General features: G+C 45.7%; 17 protein-coding genes. 13 read left to right on the forward strand and 4 right to left on the reverse strand.

Features of this window, described 5'->3' with window-relative positions; genetic code table 11:
- The first annotated feature begins 1 nt into the window (after position 1).
- From ABGT66_RS07445 to ABGT66_RS07475, 7 genes are all read left to right on the forward strand, one after another.
- Entirely contained in the window at positions 2 to 1,051 is a 1,050-nt protein-coding gene (locus tag ABGT66_RS07445) for an NAD-dependent epimerase/dehydratase family protein (RefSeq protein WP_346689861.1), read from the forward strand.
- A gap of 23 nt (positions 1,052 to 1,074) precedes the next feature.
- Positions 1,075 to 2,175, forward strand: a complete 1,101-nt coding sequence (locus tag ABGT66_RS07450) for a glycosyltransferase (RefSeq protein ID WP_346689862.1) — start codon at positions 1,075 to 1,077, stop codon at positions 2,173 to 2,175.
- A gap of 47 nt (positions 2,176 to 2,222) precedes the next feature.
- A complete protein-coding gene (locus ABGT66_RS07455; RefSeq protein ID WP_346689864.1) occupies positions 2,223 to 3,692 on the forward strand; it encodes an O-antigen polysaccharide polymerase Wzy family protein in 1,470 nt (489 codons plus the stop codon).
- Positions 3,689 to 4,708: a UDP-glucose 4-epimerase GalE gene (galE, locus tag ABGT66_RS07460; RefSeq protein WP_346689866.1), complete on the forward strand. Its 1,020-nt coding sequence runs from the start codon at positions 3,689 to 3,691 to the stop codon at positions 4,706 to 4,708. Before ABGT66_RS07455 ends, galE begins: the two co-directional genes overlap by 4 nt.
- A gap of 70 nt (positions 4,709 to 4,778) precedes the next feature.
- Complete coding sequence (locus ABGT66_RS07465) at positions 4,779 to 5,846, forward strand: glycosyltransferase family 2 protein (protein ID WP_346689868.1); 1,068 nt, start codon at positions 4,779 to 4,781, stop codon at positions 5,844 to 5,846.
- Positions 5,847 to 5,856: 10 nt separating this feature from the next.
- Positions 5,857 to 7,365: a hypothetical protein gene (locus ABGT66_RS07470; RefSeq protein ID WP_346689869.1), complete on the forward strand. Its 1,509-nt coding sequence runs from the start codon at positions 5,857 to 5,859 to the stop codon at positions 7,363 to 7,365.
- Between the two features lie 183 nt (positions 7,366 to 7,548).
- Positions 7,549 to 8,079, forward strand: coding sequence for a hypothetical protein (locus tag ABGT66_RS07475; RefSeq protein ID WP_346689871.1), 531 nt, complete (start codon positions 7,549 to 7,551; stop codon positions 8,077 to 8,079).
- A gap of 165 nt (positions 8,080 to 8,244) precedes the next feature.
- Here ABGT66_RS07475 and ABGT66_RS07480 read toward each other — a convergent pair whose 3' ends face one another.
- Complete coding sequence (locus ABGT66_RS07480) at positions 8,245 to 9,450, reverse strand: IS256 family transposase (protein ID WP_346690454.1); 1,206 nt, start codon at positions 9,448 to 9,450, stop codon at positions 8,245 to 8,247.
- A gap of 117 nt (positions 9,451 to 9,567) precedes the next feature.
- On the opposite strand from ABGT66_RS07480, the gene ABGT66_RS07485 reads away from it, so the two are divergent.
- Positions 9,568 to 10,602 (forward strand): MBOAT family O-acyltransferase, encoded by a 1,035-nt coding sequence (locus ABGT66_RS07485; RefSeq protein WP_346690455.1) that lies wholly within the window; start codon positions 9,568 to 9,570, stop codon positions 10,600 to 10,602.
- 15 nt (positions 10,603 to 10,617) lie between these two features.
- Positions 10,618 to 12,024, forward strand: a complete 1,407-nt coding sequence (locus ABGT66_RS07490) for a hypothetical protein (protein ID WP_346689872.1) — start codon at positions 10,618 to 10,620, stop codon at positions 12,022 to 12,024.
- Between the two features lie 70 nt (positions 12,025 to 12,094).
- On the opposite strand, the gene ABGT66_RS07495 is transcribed toward ABGT66_RS07490, so the two are convergent.
- The 3 genes from ABGT66_RS07495 to ABGT66_RS07505 all read right to left on the reverse strand — a co-directional run bounded on the left by ABGT66_RS07495 (position 12,095) and on the right by ABGT66_RS07505 (position 14,547).
- A complete protein-coding gene (locus tag ABGT66_RS07495) occupies positions 12,095 to 12,856 on the reverse strand; it encodes a YdcF family protein (RefSeq protein ID WP_346689874.1) in 762 nt (253 codons plus the stop codon).
- A 114-nt stretch (positions 12,857 to 12,970) separates the two neighbouring features.
- The gene (locus tag ABGT66_RS07500; RefSeq protein ID WP_346689875.1) at positions 12,971 to 13,840 is read right to left on the reverse strand and encodes an MBL fold metallo-hydrolase; all 870 of its coding nucleotides are present in this window, start codon (positions 13,838 to 13,840) and stop codon (positions 12,971 to 12,973) included.
- Positions 13,834 to 14,547 (reverse strand): SprT family zinc-dependent metalloprotease, encoded by a 714-nt coding sequence (locus tag ABGT66_RS07505; RefSeq protein WP_346689877.1) that lies wholly within the window; start codon positions 14,545 to 14,547, stop codon positions 13,834 to 13,836. The genes ABGT66_RS07500 and ABGT66_RS07505 overlap by 7 nt, the downstream gene beginning before the upstream one ends.
- 69 nt (positions 14,548 to 14,616) lie before the next feature.
- Between ABGT66_RS07505 and ABGT66_RS07510 the strand changes: the two genes are divergently transcribed.
- The 4 genes from ABGT66_RS07510 to ABGT66_RS07525 all read left to right on the forward strand — a co-directional run bounded on the left by ABGT66_RS07510 (position 14,617) and on the right by ABGT66_RS07525 (position 20,471).
- Positions 14,617 to 16,434 (forward strand): YgiQ family radical SAM protein, encoded by a 1,818-nt coding sequence (locus ABGT66_RS07510; protein ID WP_346689879.1) that lies wholly within the window; start codon positions 14,617 to 14,619, stop codon positions 16,432 to 16,434.
- 48 nt (positions 16,435 to 16,482) lie between these two features.
- Complete coding sequence (locus ABGT66_RS07515) at positions 16,483 to 17,583, forward strand: ISAs1 family transposase (RefSeq protein WP_346689881.1); 1,101 nt, start codon at positions 16,483 to 16,485, stop codon at positions 17,581 to 17,583.
- A 119-nt stretch (positions 17,584 to 17,702) separates the two neighbouring features.
- A complete protein-coding gene (locus ABGT66_RS07520) occupies positions 17,703 to 18,125 on the forward strand; it encodes an OmpH family outer membrane protein (RefSeq protein WP_303149275.1) in 423 nt (140 codons plus the stop codon).
- A gap of 258 nt (positions 18,126 to 18,383) precedes the next feature.
- A complete protein-coding gene (locus tag ABGT66_RS07525) occupies positions 18,384 to 20,471 on the forward strand; it encodes a glutamine synthetase III (RefSeq protein WP_346689882.1) in 2,088 nt (695 codons plus the stop codon).
- Positions 20,472 to 20,485: the final 14 nt, after the last annotated feature.

The raw sequence follows: 20,485 nt of genomic DNA on the forward strand, positions 1-20,485 counted from the left end.
AATGTTCAGTACGCATCCTCTTTATACTGAGGATATAGACAATATCTTAAAACTTAATATTCAGTGGAACGCTCTTGATGGCGCAAAGGTATGCATCATTGGAGCTACAGGTATGATTGGGACGGTTATAGCTGATACCATCATGGCGTTGAACGAGCGCAGTAATGCATGCATTGACTTGTGGATCATGGTTCGAGATAAAAATCAAGCTATAACGCGATTCCGGGATTACATAGGATCAAAAAATTTTCATGTTTTTGTAAATGATGTCAATAATGGAATAAACGCAAATATTAGTTTTGATTATATCCTTCATTGTGCAAGCAATACTCACCCACTGGCGTATTCGTCTGATCCAATCGGTACTATTATGACGAACATTATAGGTACCTATCATGTTTTAGAATATGCCAGAAAAATTTCTGCCAGAAGAGTCATGTTTTTATCGTCCGTGGAGATATACGGAGAGAATAGAGGCGACACTGAGAGTTTTTCTGAAAATTACTGCGGCTATATAGATTGCAATACATTGCGCGCTGGTTATCCAGAAGGCAAACGCGCGGGGGAAGCATTATGTCAAGCGTATAGAGCTGCATATGGCATGAACATCGTTATTCCAAGAATAAGCCGCGTATATGGGCCGACAATGAGGATGACGGACAGCAAGGCCTTATCTCAATTTATAAAAAAAGCGATTAATCATGAAGATATTGTTTTAAAAAGCACAGGCGAACAGCTCTTTTCTTATTGTTACGCGCTATCTCAGAGTTCGGCCCTCATGTATATATTGCTAATTGGTGCAGATGGTGAAGCCTATAACGTAGCTGGCCCTGATACACACGTGCGCTTAAAAGATATTGCTGCATTTCTTGCACAGCAGAACGGCAAGGAGGTCCGGTTCGAGATCCCTAACGTTATGGAAGCGAGAGGGTATTCAAAGGCGCAAACGGCAATTCTAGATACGGACAAACTGGCAACTTTAGGATGGAAGGCAATGTATAGCATGAAAGACGGACTAGAGCGTACTATTAAAATATTGAGCCGTGACTGAATTGATTAGGTTTGAATTCTATTATGAAGATATGTTTTATTAATATGGATATGTCAATCATAGGAGGGGCTCAAAGCGTTACAAATAAGTTAGCATCATCTTTGTCACCATTCTATGATGTATATATAATGAGTATCCAACATCAGACAGATAATACACCATATTTATGGCCGAAAGGTACATCTTTCACTTACTTGTTGCCATTTGGAAGATCTCAAAGGCTTCGAAAATGTTTTTATAGTGTATATAAACAAATCATAGAATATATCAATGAACATGAAATTGATATTGTTTTTATGATGGGAGAATATGCAGCAAGTATATCTATTCTAACGAAATTTAAAACAAAGGCTACGTACATATATTGTGATCATTCGAGCTTTACAAAGCAAAGCAACAAAAAGGAATTGTTGATTCGTTTTTATAGTGCTGTGTTGGCCGATAGAATAGTAGTACTTACAAAATATTCTATGTATATTTATATCAATCTATTGCATATAAAGAAAAGTAAAATTACTTATATATATAACTGGATTGATAATAATCTAATAGATAACAGCCGACAATATCATAGACAATCTAAAGTTATTATTACAGTTGGGCGTTTAGCTCCAGAGAAAGGATTTGATTTATTAGTTAAAGTGGCTCAAAAAACGTTGCCATTTTTGCCTGATTGGGAATGGCATATTTATGGAGACGGCCCATTACATGACGACATCTGCAAGAATATAAAAGAGTCTGGATTGGACAAGCAATTATTATTAAAAGGTTGTTCTAATGATATAGAAACAATATATGGCAGTGCATCGTTAATAGTCCTTACTTCATATAGGGAGGGCTTGCCTTTGGTATTACTTGAAGCAAAAGCATATAAACTGCCGTCTGTTGCTTTTGACGTTATAACAGGTCCAAGTGAAATTATTGCCAATAATGTAAACGGTTATCTGATAACGCCGTTTGACATAGACAACATGGCGCAGAAGATTAAGTACCTTGCAACACATGAGGATGTTCGTGTAAATATGTCGTCGCATTCTTATGACGGCATTGATAAATTCAGTCAATCAATGATTCTGGATCGTTGGAAAATGCTGATCGAACAATTATCTGAAAAAAATATATAACTTGGTTAAGACTACATAAAATTAGAAGAATCAGGTGGCATGGCGCAATGGCTGTAATTATGCAAAATATATGTCTAATATTGGCATCTCTGTTTTTTTGTATCTCGCTACTTTTGGGAAATTATCTGTTGCTTTTATTGTGTTCTGTCATGATGTGGAGCAATAATATGATATATGCAGTACGGAGCATCAATAAACGCGTCATTTTTTTGTTTCTCAATATTACTATCGGCATCTTTCTATTATTTCGGCCAGTTATAGATTATTGTATAGGCAATGATTTTGTAAGTGTTGTAAAGAATAGTTATTGTTCCAAGGCCGATGTATGGACTGGGCTGGTACTGTTATGCGTGGCGTTGTTTTTCCTATTTTGCGGCACGGTGATCGGTGGCATTAATGAAGTACGCGATAATATATGGCATATTGGTAAGTCATATAAATTTGTTTACAGCGTTAGATTTATATCGCTAGTTATATATTGCATATCATTAGTATTCTCTTTTATCCTAGGATATGAACAAATTCAATTCAGACAGACGCATTCTTATACAGATTATTATATTTTATATCGAAGTCACTTACCGTATTTCGTTTATGTTATAGCATCCTTCACACGATATTGCATGTGTTTCTTTCTAGCTACATTACCTTCTAAAAAATATGCGTTTATTGTATTGGCGTTTTATGTCTTGTCTACTATTCCGACTCTTATAGTTGGGGCTCGCAGTGACTTTGTTGCCGCCTTGATGTTTTCTTTAATTTATTATATTTTACGCGACTTGCATGGGCACAGCAAAATGTGGTTCGGAAAAATAGAGAGAATTTTGTTGATTATTTTTGTGCCGTTAGGACTTTTCTTTTTAGGGCTCTATAACTATCTGCGTGACGGTGTTTTTTATAGTATTGATAGCTTTTTCAATGTGATTCTTGATTTATTTTATAAGCAGGGAGTATCGTTTGCGTGGTTCTGCTCCGGACTTGGAGTTTACGAATCCTTGCCTCAAAATACCGTATCGTATACTTTTGGCGGATTTATAGATTATTTACATTATGGCGTCATAGGACAAATACTGTGGGGGAATAACGGCCTAGGCGTTGGTAATAATTTAATGCGTGGAGAAATGGGCAACAGTATGGCTCATCACTTATCTTATCTGCTATTGGGCGATGCCTATTTACAAGGGCATGGATGCGGGTCTTCCGGTTTTTTGGAAGTATTTGTAGATTACGGATATATAGGTATTATTATATATTGTGTATTACTCGGGATTTTTTGCGTACGTGCCTTTAATTTTTCACAATATAATCTTATAAAACTTAGTCTTGTATTATTAACGATAGACGGCATCCTGTATATGCCAAGAGCGCAGGCAATGCAGCCGTTTTTATTCGTACTACAATTACAGTTCATTTGTCCTTTTATTATATGTTTTGGTTATGCACTGTTAATATCTTCTGGAATTGTACATTTGTGGAAAAACAATGCATCAGATGTCCATGGGGTGAAGTTGTCATGATATTGCTTACAGGCGGAGCCGGGTATATAGGATCTCATACAGCGACGCTATTGCTGAACAATGGTTATGATGTTGTAATCGCAGATAATTTTTATAATAGTACGCCGGATGTCATTCGCTTCATCGGCCAAATAACAGGGAAAGTTTTTCAAGTATATAATATCGATGTTACTGATAAGGATGCCTTAGCGCAAATTTTTATATGTAATCCGATAGAAGCTGTCATCCACTTCGCCGGTTATAAAGCTATAGGTGAATCCGTACAGCATCCTGTTAAATACTATCGGAATAACATCGATTCTACATTGTCATTGCTTGAAACAATGAACGAGTATCATGTAAATCATCTGATATTCAGCTCTTCTGCAACAGTCTATGGGCAATCTCCGATTATACCGATACCAGAATCGGCACCAACTGGACATTGTATAAACCCATATGGCTGGTCTAAATATTTTATTGAACATATCCTTACGGATACAGCGAATGTTTCGTCGAACATGTCAGTCGTAATTTTAAGGTATTTTAATCCTATCGGGGCTCATGAAAGTGGTTTGATTGGAGAGCGTCCTAATGGCGTTCCCAATAATTTAATGCCATATATAACACAAACAGCAGCTGGAATACGCAATATCCTTCATGTATTTGGCAATAATTATCCTACTAGGGACGGTACATGTGTGCGTGATTATATTCATGTAATGGATTTAGCTCAAGGACATATTTCGGCCTTAGAGTATTTATTGGGACATCGTAATCATGGCAATACCGAAATCTTTAATTTAGGGACAGGCAAGGGATATAGCGTACTCGAAGTAATAAAAACTTTTGAGCTCTCGACTGGCATAAAAATACCATTTATTTTTGCACCGCGACGTGCTGGTGATGTACCTGAATGTTACGCAGATGTAAAGAAGGCTGCCAGATTATTAGGCTGGTCATCCCGAAAAACGCTTGCCGATATGTGTATTGATGCGTGGCGTTGGCAGGAATTTTGTCTTAAACAACATATTTAATTTATATATAATGTTTTATATATAATGTTGAAAATCTGTTTGTTAAATAACCCAAAAGGGAAAAATTCTAATGAAGAAAGATATAATGACGATCATTAATCACCCTGCAATTAGCGTTATTGTACCATTCTATAATATGGAACAATTCCTTAGTCGTTGTATTGAAAGTATTCTGCATCAGACTTTTGACGATTTTGAATTAATTCTAATCAACGACGGTTCATGTGATAATTCTGTACTGATAGGTGAAAATTATACATATGATAAAAGAGTTAGGATATTTCACCAATCGAACCGAGGCGTATCTGCTGCGAGAAATGTTGGCCTAGACAATTCGAAAGGTGAATATGTCCTTTTTGTTGATGGTGATGATTATCTTGACCCTAATGCATTGGAAATTCTATATACCAATATGCGCTGCGGATATGACTTAGTTTGTGGATCTTACCGGCGTGTTACGAATACATGCTGCCTGTACGAGCGTAAATTCAACTTAAGTTGTGTCTCATCAGGACAACTAGCGCAACTATGTTGGGATATGCATTTCGATATCATTCTAGGAGGTGCATGTGGTAAATTATACAGCAATAAAATTATAAAAGAAAACGATATATATTTCCCTAAAACGATATCATATTCAGAGGATAGTATATTTAATATCCGATATTATCAGAGAATTAATAAGGCTATGTTGTTAGATTCTGTTGTTTATAACTATTTTTATAATACAGAATCGCTGACAAGTGTAATTAGCAAAAAATCATTTTTTGATCATTTAAGAGTTTCCAAAATAAGAGAGGAATATTTTAAGACTTCTTTGCCCGATTTTTTCGAACTCGAGAATTTTTCTAATCAATATATAGCCTTGTTACTAATACCTAGCCTCAGACTAATGGCAAGGCAATATAACAGGAAAAATTCATATAAACTAATACAATGTTTACTAAAAAATAAAAAAATTAAGAGATATATTTATTATAGTCGTCCTACAACTAAATTAAATATATATACTAATATATTAATATTTATCCTTAAATTGGGAAAAGCTAGCTTGCTTTTATACTCTTTAGCGTTAATCAATTATATTGCTTCTATTAATATAATCAGAAATCTCTATAGCAAATTGGCTATAAAATAAGGGGTTATGAATGGGACGTATCTCTAATACTATTCGCAATATGAAAGTTGCTTTATTTGGGCAATTCTTAGGTATTATCATCAATATTATATCTCGTAAGGTTTTCGTTTTATTCTTGCCAATTGAGTATTTAGGTCTCAACGGTTTGTTTTCTAATATATTATCTATGCTTTCCTTGGCCGAGTTAGGAATAGGCTCGGCTATTATATATAGTCTATATAAGCCTATTGCAGATAGCAATATAGATGAAATCAAATCTTTAATGCGGTTGTATAAAAATGTTTATTGCGCTGTAGGGATATTCATCCTTGCGGCTGGAGCTTCTCTTGCTCCTTTTTTAGATCTATTTATTAAAGAATTGCCTGATATACCTAATATCAGGCTTATATATCTGATTTTTGTCATAAATACTGCAATTTCATATTTTTTTACCTATAAGCGCTCTCTTATTATAGCAAATCAGCAACAATATATTGTAATCGCATACCACTATGCATTTATGGTTTTACTGAATATAGAACAAATACTTATTTTATATATAACGCAGAATTTTATTCTATATCTGCTTTTACAAGCGGTTAACACACTACTTGAAAATTTTTCACTTTCAAAAAAAGCCGAACGCACGTTCCCATATATAAAAGAAAAAGACATTTTACCACTGAATAAAAATGTAAAGGCAGAAATAAAGAAAAATGTATGCGCTATGTTTTTTCATCGTATCGGTGGTGCTATGGTATTTGCCACTGATAATATTTTAATCTCAAAACTTGTAGGACTAAGTACCGTAGCAATATACTCAAACTATATGCTGATTAGAACTGCTCTTAGTAGTATCACAGGTCAGATTTTTCAATCGGTATCTGCAAGTTTCGGTAATCTTAATGCGCAGGGGACCGCACAACAAAAGCTTGATGTTTTTTATGTCATGAATTTTGCAGGTGCGTGGATATTTGGTTTTTGTTCAATCTGTTTCTTTAATTTAGTGAATCCGTTTATTACCGTATGGTTGGGAGAAAAATACCTTTTCCCTAAAACAACAGTTTTTTGGATAGTGCTTGTGTTCTATATATCTGGCATGCGCCAACCATGCCTTACGGCAAGGGAGGCGATGGGGTTATTCTGGTATGATAGGTACAAGCCTGTATTTGAGATCATTATAAATCTTTTTTTCTCAATTACGCTTGGAATAAAATTCGGTGTTTGCGGTATTATGGCCGGAACAGTGATAAGTACTATGGCAACTTGTTTCTGGATCGAACCATATATTGTGTATAAATATGGCTTTTGTACTTCTATGCAGACATATTTCATAAAATATATTATTTATACAACCATTACACTTATGTGTGCCGTCATTATTTATATACTATGCAACTTTATAACATATAAGGGTGTATATGAATTGGCTGCAAAATTGATTATTTGCGGAATAGTCACAAATATTATATTTATATTGTGTTATATGAACACATGGGAATTTAAATATATTTTTACAATAATACGAAAAATAACATGACATATCTAGACGATTATTATGGAGCTATATAGTAATAAGTTCGTGTATAACATGAACAATGTATATATGCTTTTGTGTTACGGACGACGTAAATCAACATATTAATAAATTCCGTGAAAGCTTTGCAATGTTGTAAAACGTAAATTAAAGAAAGAATTAATTAATTAAGGGGAGAGAAAAACTGTGGTATTCACAACAACAATTTTCTTATTCATCTTTCTGCCGATAAGCATGTTCATATATCTTGCAGCGTATAAACTGGAGAGGCTGAGCATGTTCGCCGTCTTGCGCAAATGCAGGATAAGCGACTGTATTTTAATTGTGCTCAGCCTTGGGTTTTATGGCTGGGCCTGTTTTGATAATATTCATAAACTGTGTGGTTACATTGCCATAGTATATTTGCTGACATTTTTGATGGGGAGGGGCACTAAAGTTCAATATTTGTTAATTGCGGACTGTCGGCCAGATGGAAATCAACGACGCATCCTACGTTTTGATAAGACAAAGGTAGCTTATATCATAGGACTGTTGCTTACACTGTCCGCACTTTTCTATTATAAGTATTTCAATTTTACGATAGACAATTTAAATGCGCTCTTCGGGTTAGGTATGAAAGATAAAACGATTCTTGCGCCGTTGGGGATATCTTTCATTACTTTTTCCGCGATTTCATACCTATCGGATGTTTTTACAGGAAAGGCAAAGAGCCTGTGAAGTTCTTTCTGTAAGTTATCCAAGACTGCCGCTGCTGTGGCAGTTGATTTTGATGTGGCGGCGTCTTTTCGCCAGACGCCGTCACGTTTCTACTATAGGGTATAGGCCGCTAAGCGTCAATTTCTCAATTTGACACCGGTATCGTTTTTTAGCATGAAGTCACGGCTACTCAGGCAGCCTCCCCTCGTACATTATCGACAGTTCTCCGTATATTTTCCCCCAGTCGCGTATTGGAAGCCTCCATTTCTTCGTGGCTTCCATTGTGGCGAGGTACAGCGCCTTGAGTAAAGACTGGTCTCCGGGAAATGAACTGCGCTGGCTGTTCAGACGCCGGTATATGGAATTCAGGCTCTCTATGGCGTTCGTCGTATATATGACGCGTCTTGTCTCTGACGAAAATTTGAAGATTGGAGATATGGCGTCCCAGTTCTTGTACCACGATTTCATCGAGTTAGGATATTTCTGCTGCCATTTCTCAGCGGCTCGGTCAAGCTCGCCAAGGGCGAGTTCTTCGCTGGGTGCGCCGTATATCCTGCGGAGGTCGTTCGCGAACGCCTTGCGGTCTTTGTCGCTTACATATTTCAGCGTGTTCCTGACTTGATGTACAATGCATCTTTGATATTCGGTCTGCGGGAAGGCCGCCTCTATGGCGTCTTTGATACCGGTAAGGCCGTCGGCGCAGACAATGAGGATGTCTTTGACGCCTCGGTTCTTGAGCTCATTAAGTACGGACAACCAGTATTTGGCGCTCTCGTTCCCTCCAATGTAAATGCCAAGAACGTCTTTGTGTCCGCTCGCAGATATGCCGAGAACAATATACGCGGCCTTCCTGCGGACTCCGACTTCATCTCTCACTGCATAGTGGATGGCGTCGATGAAGACTACCGGATATACATCTTCGAGCGGACGTGACTGCCATTCCTGTATCTTAGGCAGAAGCTTATCAGTAACGTCTGAAATGAATCCCTCTGACACCTCAAAGCCGTATATATCCATGATAGTGTCGGAAATATTGCGTGTCGTCATTCCTCGTGCGTACATGGCGATTATCTTCTGCTCGATGGCGTTGATATCCTTCTGTCCCTTCTTCACAACATTTGGTTCAAAGGCTGAGTCTCGATCCTGAGGAACGTCTATAGTGATGCTGCCAGCGCTGCTCATGATTTCCTTTGATTTGTATCCGTTACGGCTGTCGGGGTTGTCTGAATGTTTATACTTCTCGTAGCCCAAGTGCTCGTTCATTTCCTCTTCGAGCATATCCTCGATGGTGTCTCCGAGAAGGTCTTTGACGGCATCCTGGAGATCCGCCGCCGTCTTAATATCGTACATACCGACGAAATTGCGGAGGAACTCGCGCTTTTCCGGGCTCATCTCGGAACGGTGCTGACGTCTGGTTTTCTTAGGCTCATCTGAAGAAGAACTCTGCTGTTTGCTGACTCGTGCCATAATAAATCGCCCTCCTAGGCAAGTCTACCATAGCAGGGTGGCCTGGTTGCTAACTTACAGAGTTCTGTTCACACTCTCAAGGCAAAGCCTGGCAGCTTGATAGACTGCGCACTATATATAACGTTTTTCCCGAAAGTTGTGTCCGGGCCTATCGTGCTATGGCGCGATTTTGTAGGAGAATTTCCTAAACGAGTAATCAGCATTGACAACTGTGTCGACGGCGTGAATAGAATAATCATAGGCTTTGCAAAGAAGCTGATTCTTGCCGACATGTTCGGGCTTTATATCAGTGAAATAGAGCGTTCCGGTGCTTACGGCATAGATTGCCCGACCGCTTGGCTCAGCGCTCTGCTCTATATGCTCCAAATATACTACGATTTTGCCGGGTACTCTGATATCGCAATCGGACTGGCGAAAATAACCGGCTTCGATTTTAAGGAGAACTTTAACTTCCCGTATCGTTCCAGGTCAATCAGCGAGTTTTGGCGCAGATGGCACATTTCTCTCGGGACGTGGTTCAAGGAATATGTCTATATTCCGCTTGGCGGCAGCCGCGTAAGTAAGAACAGGACTTTGCTGAACTTGGCTATAGTCTTTGCTCTGACAGGTATATGGCATGGGGCAAACTGGACTTATATATTGTGGGGAAGCATCAACGGCATTATGGTTATTATTGAGCGTGTTGCAGAAAATAAACGCTTCTATCAGAAAACGCCTGATGTGCTGAAATGGCTGTTCTCGATGTTCGTCACGCTGATCTGCTGGGAACTTTTCAGGTTCCACCATATTAAGGATTTCTGGAACTGGGTGCTGATTGCCATTGGACATATTACATATCCGTCCGTCAACTTCACATGGGAGTATTTCTTGGATTGCCGCTTGCTTGTGTTAGTTGTAATCGGCATTGTAGGGGCGACTGTGCTAGGACGCGGATCTGTGCAGGAATTTCTGCGCAAATATGAAAATTCGCAGGCATATTTTATCGTGCGCGAGATAATGCTGCTTGCTCTCTTTGCTGTTTCTATATTGTGCATGGTCAACTCAACATATTCACCGTTCATATACTTCCAATATTAAGAAGGAGCTTATGCTATGCGAGCAGTAAAAAGTTTTGCGATTATAGTTTTTGTATTGATGATCCTGACGCCTGTGACTATGATGAACACAGAGCCGGATTCTATTTCCAAAATCGACAATCGCGCTCTTGCAAAATTCCCATTTGGTGAAGGCGCTCCTAAAGGAGATCTAACAAGGAATATTGAAAGCTACGTACAGGACCGTATTGGATTCCGAGAGAAAATGATATTGGCGTTTACCATGCTGAATGATAAGTTGTTCGGGAAGATGGTGCATCCGACGTATTGTTATGGTAAGGATGGCTATGTATTTTTCAAAATGGGCGCCAATGTACGATATGGAGAGTTCCATGAGACTTTTGCCGATATGGTTAAGAAGATACAGACGTACTGTGAAGAACGAGATATCCCGTTTTTATTCGCATTTGACCCGGCGAAGACCTCTGTATTGACGCAATACCTACCGCGCGGCGCTAATTATGACAGCAGTTGGGTGAAAACGTTCTCTGCTGCGCTTGATAAGCGAGGTGTCAATTATGTAGACAACACAGGCCTGCTGATTCAGAAAACGCAGAATGGCGAGGCTGTGTTCAATCAGAAATTCGACGCTGGACATTGGAATGATTTGGGGGCTTTTTACGGCGTTAATAATATGCTGTCTGCGATGCACGACAAACTCAGCACAGTCCACGTCAACAGGATGGATGAGTTTAATATCACAAAGAGGCTGGAGACATCATTGCCGGTGTCGACGTTCCCCATCCATGAGTATGTCCCGGTGTTTTCTTTTAAAAACCTCTCGGAAGAGAACTATACAAAGCTATACATAGATGAAGTAGAACGTAACCCAAGGTTTAGAGGTTTCAATTATTTTGTGAATAACGAGCGTCTGAGCCAAGGCAGTCCGAAGGTACTTGTCTTTCAGGGAAGCTACATGAACGGCAAGGGAAACAAATATTTGAGAAACAGCTTCGGGGAATATGTTGCTGTGCATAATTATCAGAATGTCATAAATTTCCCCTATTACTTTAATATTTTCAAGCCGGACTATGTGCTTTTTGAAGTGACGGAATATACCTTTAACAACGGCTACTTTGACATGAAGCGCATGAAATCAATGAATCTGAATCCGCCGCCTGCAGATGTATTATCAAATAATGACGAACAGATTGTGCGTCAAACATTAAATACTTCAAATATAAAAGTTGAAGAAGGCAAGATGCTGACAAAAATAACTTGGTCCGGCGGTCCGAAAAGCGGCTTTGTATGGCTTTTGCTTGGCGATGAGGAATTCGATATGATCAGAAATCAAGATAAAACTGATACATATTCTGCAACTGTGCCGACGTCTACTTATCAAAGCGCATTGCAGGAATTAAAAATAGTCACTGAACTGGACAAGCAGATTGTAATATACGAATGACATATTAGCAGCTTATAACACATAGGACTGTCTTCGAATAACGGCGAGATTATAACAGAACTGACCTATATTATAATCTCGCCGCTATTATGCCGATTTGCTCATGCAGCCGCGAGCAGACAAAATTCAGCGCTCTCATATTCGGGATGAGCATCGTAGACTTGAAGCCTATGAAGCGAGATTTATCGCTGCCACTGCTCGGGTAAGCGTAGACGTAGATATCTTTAGGAATATACTTTTCCGCTAAATCCATAGATCTTTCCATGTGGAAATTATTGGTGATTAATATTACGTTTTTTATTCCCAACTGTTTTATTATTTCCGCGCTGTATTCCAGATTTTCTTCAGTCGTCCGAGACTTGCCTTCGAGAATTATCTTGGCTGGACACCCCATTATGTCCAATGCCTGTTTCATAACGTCCGCACCGCTGATGCGGCTGCGTTCGTAAACATCTCCGCCGGATACTATCATAGCCGAATATTCTCTGTGCTCTTTTGCGAGTTTCAGCGCAGCATAAAGTCTTTCCATGGTACTAATAGAAGGCTGGAAAGGCTCCCCATTTTCATTCCAAGATGACCCGCCTCCCAGAACCAACAACACTGCCTCTTCACCTTTGGGCGGCAGCTGTGGTGTGAATTTATAATCCAGAGATTTACTTAAGAAAATGGCGAAGACAGGCGAGCTGAGTATGTAAATCCCTGCCGCCACGAGTAAAAGCAATCCTGCTAATAATTTTTTAGGCGGACGGCGAAGAGCTAAAACAGAAAGTATCAAAAGTATTACGACAAATATTCCCGGAGGCGTTAACAGAGATTGAATGAGGCTTACCACGGCAAAATTGCCCTCCCGTGCTGTCTGTATCTTGCGTCTGCTATCTTAATGTACTGAATGAACCTGTGTCAATATGGAGTAAATTGACATTTTATGGACATTATCATAACGCCGCTATCTCTCGGCATATTCTATAATTTGCGACGTCACGCGCTCCTCGTATACCTTCAGCGTATCTAGGTCGATCGTCATGCCGTCGGTCGCGGCGAGGAGTTTCGTCTCAGGCAGGTCGAGGTTTTCGAGGAAGTGCGCGCCGTCGCCGGAGGTGAGCATTGCGCCGAGGTGCGTCAGTACGGCGAGCTTCGGATGGATTTTTGAGAGCAGCTCGCGTGCTTCGGCGATTGAGATGTGGTCGAGCCGCGGCTTTCTGTCCGGGAAGGTCGCGTTTATCGAGATGAAGGCGCAGGCGGAGTAGCGCGAGCGGAAGTAGGGCATCATACGGCTGTCGCTGATGATTCCCCATTCGTGCAGACCTTCTTTGCGGAAGATGTAGCCGAAGCAGTCTACGCCGTGGTGCAGGTGTATAACGGGCTCGACCACGACGCCGCAGCCGAGCTCTATTTTCCCGCCCTCTTCGGGGATTTTGATTTTCGGTATTCTCTTTTGCGAATACTTGAGTACGACGGGGTCGTTGCCGCGCAGCGCGTCGTCGGGGGCGACGAGCATGCCGCGCGAGTCGAAGCCGCCGTGCGTCATGCCCTCGATGACTACGTTCACGTCGGTGCTGTGGTCGATGTGCTTGTGCGTGAGCATCACTACGTCGGCGGAGGCGATTTCGAGCGCGGGACGCGCCGCGCAGATGTGCGCGAGGCTTCCGGGGCCGGGGTCTATGACGCCCTGCACACCGCCGTAGCGGAACCAGAGGCCGCCTGTGCTTCTGAGTTGCCGTATCATCGAAAAGCGTCCGCCGCTCGTGCCGAGATATTTTATAAAGTTCTCCGGATATTCAAATTTTTTAGCCGTCTCCATCGCGCACCTCACCACCTGTATTTCCCGCCGTCGGTTTTTAACTCTTTTCTTCTCTCTGCGTAGTCCGGGCAGTATTTTGCGACTTGAGCCCAGAATTTCGGCGAGTGGTTCATCTCCGCCATGTGACAGAGCTCGTGTATCATAACATACTCCGCGAGCGGCGGCGGGACGAGCGCAAGACGGATGTTGAACGTGACGCCGCCGGACGACGAGCAGCTTCCCCACAGAGTTTTCGCGTTTTTCAGCGAGACGCGGCGCGGCGCGGCTCCAATCCTTTTGCACCACGCGGGGAACTCGCGCTGTATTATCTCGCGCAGCCGCAGCCTGTACCAGACTTCGAAGTTGTGGCGAATCTCTTCCGCGTCGAGCCCATCGAACGAAAGAAAGGCTCCGTCCTCGAGCTTCAGCGGATATACGCCTTCGCGCCGGACGAAGCGCAGCGGGTATTCTTCTCCGCGGTAGTAGAAGAGCTCGCCCTCTTCGTATCTGTGTTCCCGAGCCTGCGCCGCCGGCCTACGCATGAGCTTTTTTCGCAGCTCCTCGCCGCTTTGCTTTATGGCTGATGCGAGCGCTTCGCGCGAAGCCCGAAACGGCGCGGCGATGAAGAACGAGCCGTTGTCGACGCCGAGCGCGACGTTCTTCCTTCTCGCGTTTCTTCTTATCTCGTATCTGATTCCGTCTACCGTAATATATTCCGGCGTCGCGTCCCGCATGCTTCCCATAATGATAGAATTATAATGCATCGCTGATATTTCTGTCAGCGTGCGATAACAATTTACGGGGACGTGGATATGAAGACGAACGTTAAGAAAAACGCTTCGCGCGGCGCATTTCTGCCTGTGAGCACGGAGGATGTGCGGGCGCGCGGATGGGACGGAATAGAGATACTGATAATAACCGGCGACGCGTACGTCGACCATCCGAGCTTCGGGCACGCGATAATCGCGCGCTGGCTCGAGGCGCACGGCTTCCGCGTCGGCATCGTTTCGCAGCCGGACTGGCGCGGGATGGAGGATTTTGCGAAGCTCGGCCGTCCGTCGCTCTGCGTCATGCTCGCGGCGGGAAACTTGGACTCGATGCTGAACCACTACACGGCGTCGAAAAAGAAGCGCCGCTCTGACGCCTACACGCCGGGCGGAGAGGCGGGGAAGCGCCCAGACCGCGCGACGATAGTCTACTGCAACAGGATACGCGAGCTGTGGGGCGACATTCCGCTGATAATCGGCGGCGTCGAGGCGAGCCTGCGCCGCTTCGCGCATTACGACTTTTGGAGCGATTCAGTGCGCCGTTCGATACTTGCGGACAGCCGCGCCGACCTGCTCGTATTCGGCATGGGGGAGCTGGCGTCGCTCGAGATAGCGGAGCGGCTCGCGGCGGGGGAGCCGGTCTCGGCGCTGCGCGACGTGGCCGGAACCTGCTGGAAGACGCACGACGCCGCGCTCGCGAACGACGCCGTGACGCTGCCGTCGTTCGGCGAAGTCTGCGCGGACAAGAAAAAATTCGCCGAGGCTTTCGCCGCCTACTACGCTGAGCAGGACGCGCTGCGCGGCAAGCGGCTGATACAGGACCAGGGCGCGTGGCGTGTCGTGCAGAACCGCCCTGCGCGTCCGCTGACGCAGGCGGAGATGGACGAGGTCTACGCGCTGCCGTACGCGCGCGCGTGGCATCCGGACTACGACGCGAAGGGCGGCGTCCCAGCCTTCGACGAGGTCCGCTTCAGCATAGTCACGCACCGCGGCTGCTTCGGCGAGTGCGGATTCTGCGCCATCGCCTCGCATCAGGGACGGATTATACAGCGCAGGAGCGACGAGTCTATTCTGCGCGAGGCTGAGCTTTTGACGAAAGAGCCGGGCTTCAAGGGCTACATCAACGACGTCGGCGGCCCGACAGCGAATTTCACCGAGCCGTCATGCCCCGACTCCCTAAAGCGCGGCTCGTGCAAGGGTAAATCCTGCCTCTATCCCGAGCCGTGCCGCAAGCTCCGCGCGGACCATACGGGCTACATAGAATTGCTGCGCAAAATACGCGCCCTGCCGAAAATCAAGAAGGTATTCATCCGCTCCGGAATCCGCTACGACTACATACTCGCGGACAAGAATGACGATTTCCTCGAAGAGCTCTGTCGCTGGCATGTCAGCGGACAGCTCAAGATAGCGCCGGAGCACATAAGCCCGAACGTGCTGAGATACATGCGCAAGCCTGGCCGCGCGGCGACGGAGGAATTCATGCGCCGCTACGCTAAGGTCAACGAGAAGCTCGGCCTCAAACAGTTCCTCGTGCCTTATTTCATCTCGGCTCACCCCGGCTCGACGCTCAAAGAGGCGGTGGAGCTCGCGGAGTTCATACGCGACAGCGGCCTGCGCCCGGAGCAGGTGCAGGACTTCACGCCTACGCCCGGCTCGCTCTCGACCTGCATCTACTACACCGGCCTAGACCCCTTCACGCTCGAGGAAGTCTACGTGCCGAAGGGCGCGGAGGAGCGCAAGATGCAGCGCGCGCTGCTTCAGTACTGGATGCCTGAAAACCGCGAATACGTCATAAAGGCGCTCATGCGCGCCGGCCGCCGCGACCTGATAGGCAGCGGCCCAAAGTGCCTCGTCCGCCGCTGACAGGGCTACAGCATTTACTTTTCTCCAAATAAGCGCTACAACTAAAGCATGAAAATAGAGACATTAAAAGATTTAATTGCGCATATCACGGAACCAAGACGTACCAACTTCGGCAACATCAGACATAAGCTCGAGGATATTATCATCATCGGGCTGTGTACTGTAATTTGCGGCGGGGACGACTTTATCGAAATGGAGGATTTCGGCAGAACAAGGGAAGAATGGCTGAAGCAGTTTCTTGAACTGCCTAACGGCATCCCCGACAGCGACACGTTCCGCCGCGTCTTTGAACGTTTAAACCCTAAGGAATTGTCGCAATGTCTTGCAAACTGGCTTGATGTCGAGCACAGAAAACGTTCCGTCGTCGCAGTCGACGGAAAGACGATATGCGGAAGCGCCAATGCGGAACACAAAGCCTTCCATGTCGTCAGCGCCTTCGTTACGGACAACCAAATCACACTGGGAGAAATAGCCGTACCGGAAAAGACAAACGAAATAACGGCTATACCCGAGCTGCTCGACCTTGTGGATATAAAAGACCAGATAGTTACGATAGACGCGGCAGGCTGTCAGAAGAAAATAGCGGAAAAGATAGTCATGAAGAAAGCCGACTATGTATTGGCGCTTAAAGACAACCAGCCAGAACTGCATAAAAACGTCAGGATGTACTTCGACTCATTCCGAAATGAAATGGAATCCGAAGAAACGCTCGACAAAGGGCACGGACGTATGGAACGCCGAGAATACAGACTTCTGACAGACATCTCGTGGCTGGAGGGGCGTAAGGAATGGAAGGGCTTAAAGGCGGTGGGCGAGGCAAAGAGCACAGTATATGAGAAAGACGCCGTGTGTGAACATACGAGATACTTCATAACGACGCTGACGGACATAAAAGAATTTGGCAATGCGGTAAGAAGCCATTGGGCGATAGAAAACAACCTGCACTGGTCGCTAGACGTAATATTTCGAGAAGACGCGGCGAGAGCCAGAAAAGACAACTCGCCGCTGTGTATGAACGTTCTGAGAAAAACCGCACTGTCCCTGCTCAACAATGCCAGATACGGACGCGTGAGCAAGAAAAGGATAAGGTTTATGGCCGCTATGACGCCAGAGCTTATGCTTAACGTGCTGTTTGGGATTAAGAGGTAAATGCTGGGGCCCTGCCGCCGCTGAGCGCAGCTATGGACAATAAAGGCGATAGGTTATAAAATTCTGCTGTGCGTCATAACGTATGAGCAAGAGCAAAGAAATCAACAGGAGGTAACGTAATGAAAAAATTTGTGGCATTACTGCTGGCGGTAGTCGCCCTCTTCGCGGCCGGCGCGGCTTCGTACGCGGCGGAGGACGTAGTGGGCTACGTTGACGATATGATGGTGCTCCAGCAGTATTCAAAATTCGAACAGGCGCGCAAGCAGCTGAACGACCTCGGCAACAAGAAGTCAAACGCCGCGAAGGCCGCTTTCGATAAAGAGACCGACGAGAAGAAAAAGAACGAAATAGTGCAGAACCTTCAGCTCGAAATGCGCGAGGAAGAGGCGAAGATAATGACGCCGATCCTCAAGGAAGTCAACGAGACTATAGCGAAGGTAGCGAAGAAAAAGGGCGTCACGATCGTAGTCAACAAGGCGCTCGTCTACTACGGCGGCACGGACCTCACGCAGGACGTCATCAACGCGCTGAAGACGAAGTAGTACGGATTTTACAGAGAATCATAAGAGCAAGGCGGCCGCGCACATTGAGGCGCGGCCGCTTTTTCATGCCTGCACCGCAGCCTTTACGCGCGCGTTTTACATTACAGAGACGCTTAAAAAATACAAAATCGCTATTATGATGAATGTTAGATTTTATAAGCAATAAATTTACAAAAAATATATGCTTAATTATTGACATCATGCGCATAGAGTAATATTATCTGCGCATTGAAAAAAGCTATTCGCGAGGTGATGTTGATGGCAAAGGTGGAAGAAATTTTCGGCTCGATGGTTTTCAACGACGCGACGATGAAGCAGCGTCTTCCGAAGGAGACCTACCGCGCGCTGAAAAATTCCGTCAGGGAGGGCACGCCGGTGCCGCGCGACGTCGCGAACGTCGTCGCGAACGCGATGAAGGACTGGGCCGTCGAGAAGGGCGCTACGCACTTCACTCACTGGTTCCAGCCGATGACGGGAATCACCGCCGAGAAGCACGACAGCTTCATCTCGCCGATCGACAACGGCACGGTGATAATGGAGTTCTCCGGCAAGGAGCTTATCAAGGGCGAGCCGGACGCGTCGTCGTTCCCCTCTGGCGGCCTGCGCGCGACCTTCGAGGCGCGCGGCTACACGGCCTGGGACCCGACTTCCTACGCGTTTATAAAAGAAAACACGCTCTGCATCCCGACCGTCTTCTGCTCATACGGCGGCGAAGTGCTCGATAAGAAGACGCCGCTGCTGCGCTCGATGGAGGTCATCAACGCGCAGGCGCTGCGCATTCTGCGCCTCTTCGGCAACAACTCCGCGGCGCATGTCACGACGACCGTCGGCCCGGAGCAAGAATATTTCCTCATAGATAAAGAGCTCTACAAAAAGCGCAAAGACCTGCGCTACACGGGGCGCACGCTCTTCGGAGCTAAGCCGCCGAAGGGACAGGAGCTTGACGACCATTACTTCGGCGCGATAAGGCCCCGCGTCGCGAAGTTCATGGCGGAGCTCGACGAGGAGCTCTGGAAGCTCGGCATAATGGCGAAGACGGAGCACAACGAAGTCGCGCCGTCACAGCACGAGCTCGCGCCGGTATTCAGCGACACGAACATCGGCTGCGACCACAACCAGCTCACGATGGAGATGATGAAGAAGGTCGCCGACCGCAACGGCCTCGTCTGCCTGCTGCACGAAAAGCCCTTCGCCGAGGTCAACGGCTCCGGCAAGCACGTCAATTGGTCGATAGCGACCGACACAGGGACGAACCTCCTAGATCCGGGCAAAACGCCGTCCGAGAACGCGCAGTTCCTGCTCTTCCTCTGCGCCGTCATAAAGGGAGTAGACGAATATCAGGACATGCTGCGCGCGACCGTCGCGACCGCGGCGAACGACCACAGGCTCGGCGGCCACGAAGCGCCGCCCGCCGTCATCTCGATGTTCATCGGCTCGGAGCTGACCGAGATACTCGGCGCGATAGAAGAGGGCCGTCCCTACAACGGGCGCGCCGCGAGCCACATGAGGATAGGCGTCGACATGCTGCCGGTCTTCCGCAAGGACGCGACGGACCGCAACAGGACCTCGCCATTCGCATTCACCGGAAACAAATTTGAATTCCGTATGCTCGGCTCCAGCCAGTCGATAGCTGGTCCCTGCATCGTGCTCAACACCGTCGTCGCGGAGGAGCTGGAGCAGTTCGCGGACGCGCTCGAGGGCGCGCAGGACTTCAACGCCGCGCTCAACGAGCTGATCCGCAAGACGATACGCGAGCACAAGCGCATACTCTTCGACGGCAACGGCTACGACGAATCGTGGATTGCGGAGGCGGAGCGGCGCGGGCTGTCGAACTACCGCACGACGCCCGAGGCGATGCCGCACTACGTCGACGAGAAAAATATAGCGCTCTTCTCGAAGCACAAGGTTTTCACCGAGGTTGAAATGCGCTCGCGCTGCGAGGTGCACCTCGAAAATTACTGCAAGGTCATACGCATTGAGGCGCTGACGATGGCGGAGATGGTGCGCAAGGACATCATCCCGGCCTCGTACACCTACCTGAAGCGGCTCAGCGAAACGGCTGTCGCGATAAAGGAAGCCTGCCCTGACGTCGACTGCGCGATGGAGATAAATATGCTCAAGCACCTGCGCGGCTACACCGACTCGCTCTATATGAATTTGGGAAAGCTCGAAGAAGCCCTCGGCCGCGTGCCGGAAGCTGGAGAGCTTGAGAAAGCCGTCTACTACAAAGACAGCGTCATTCCGATAATGGACGCGCTGCGCGCGGCGGCCGACGAAATTGAGAAGTTTGTCGGGGAAAAATACTGGCCGTACCCGACTTACGGAGAGCTGTTATACAGCGTCTAAAAACCCCTTACTAC

The sequence above is a fragment of the uncultured Cloacibacillus sp. genome (assembly GCF_963926575.1).
GTDB lineage: Bacteria > Synergistota > Synergistia > Synergistales > Synergistaceae > Caccocola > Caccocola faecigallinarum.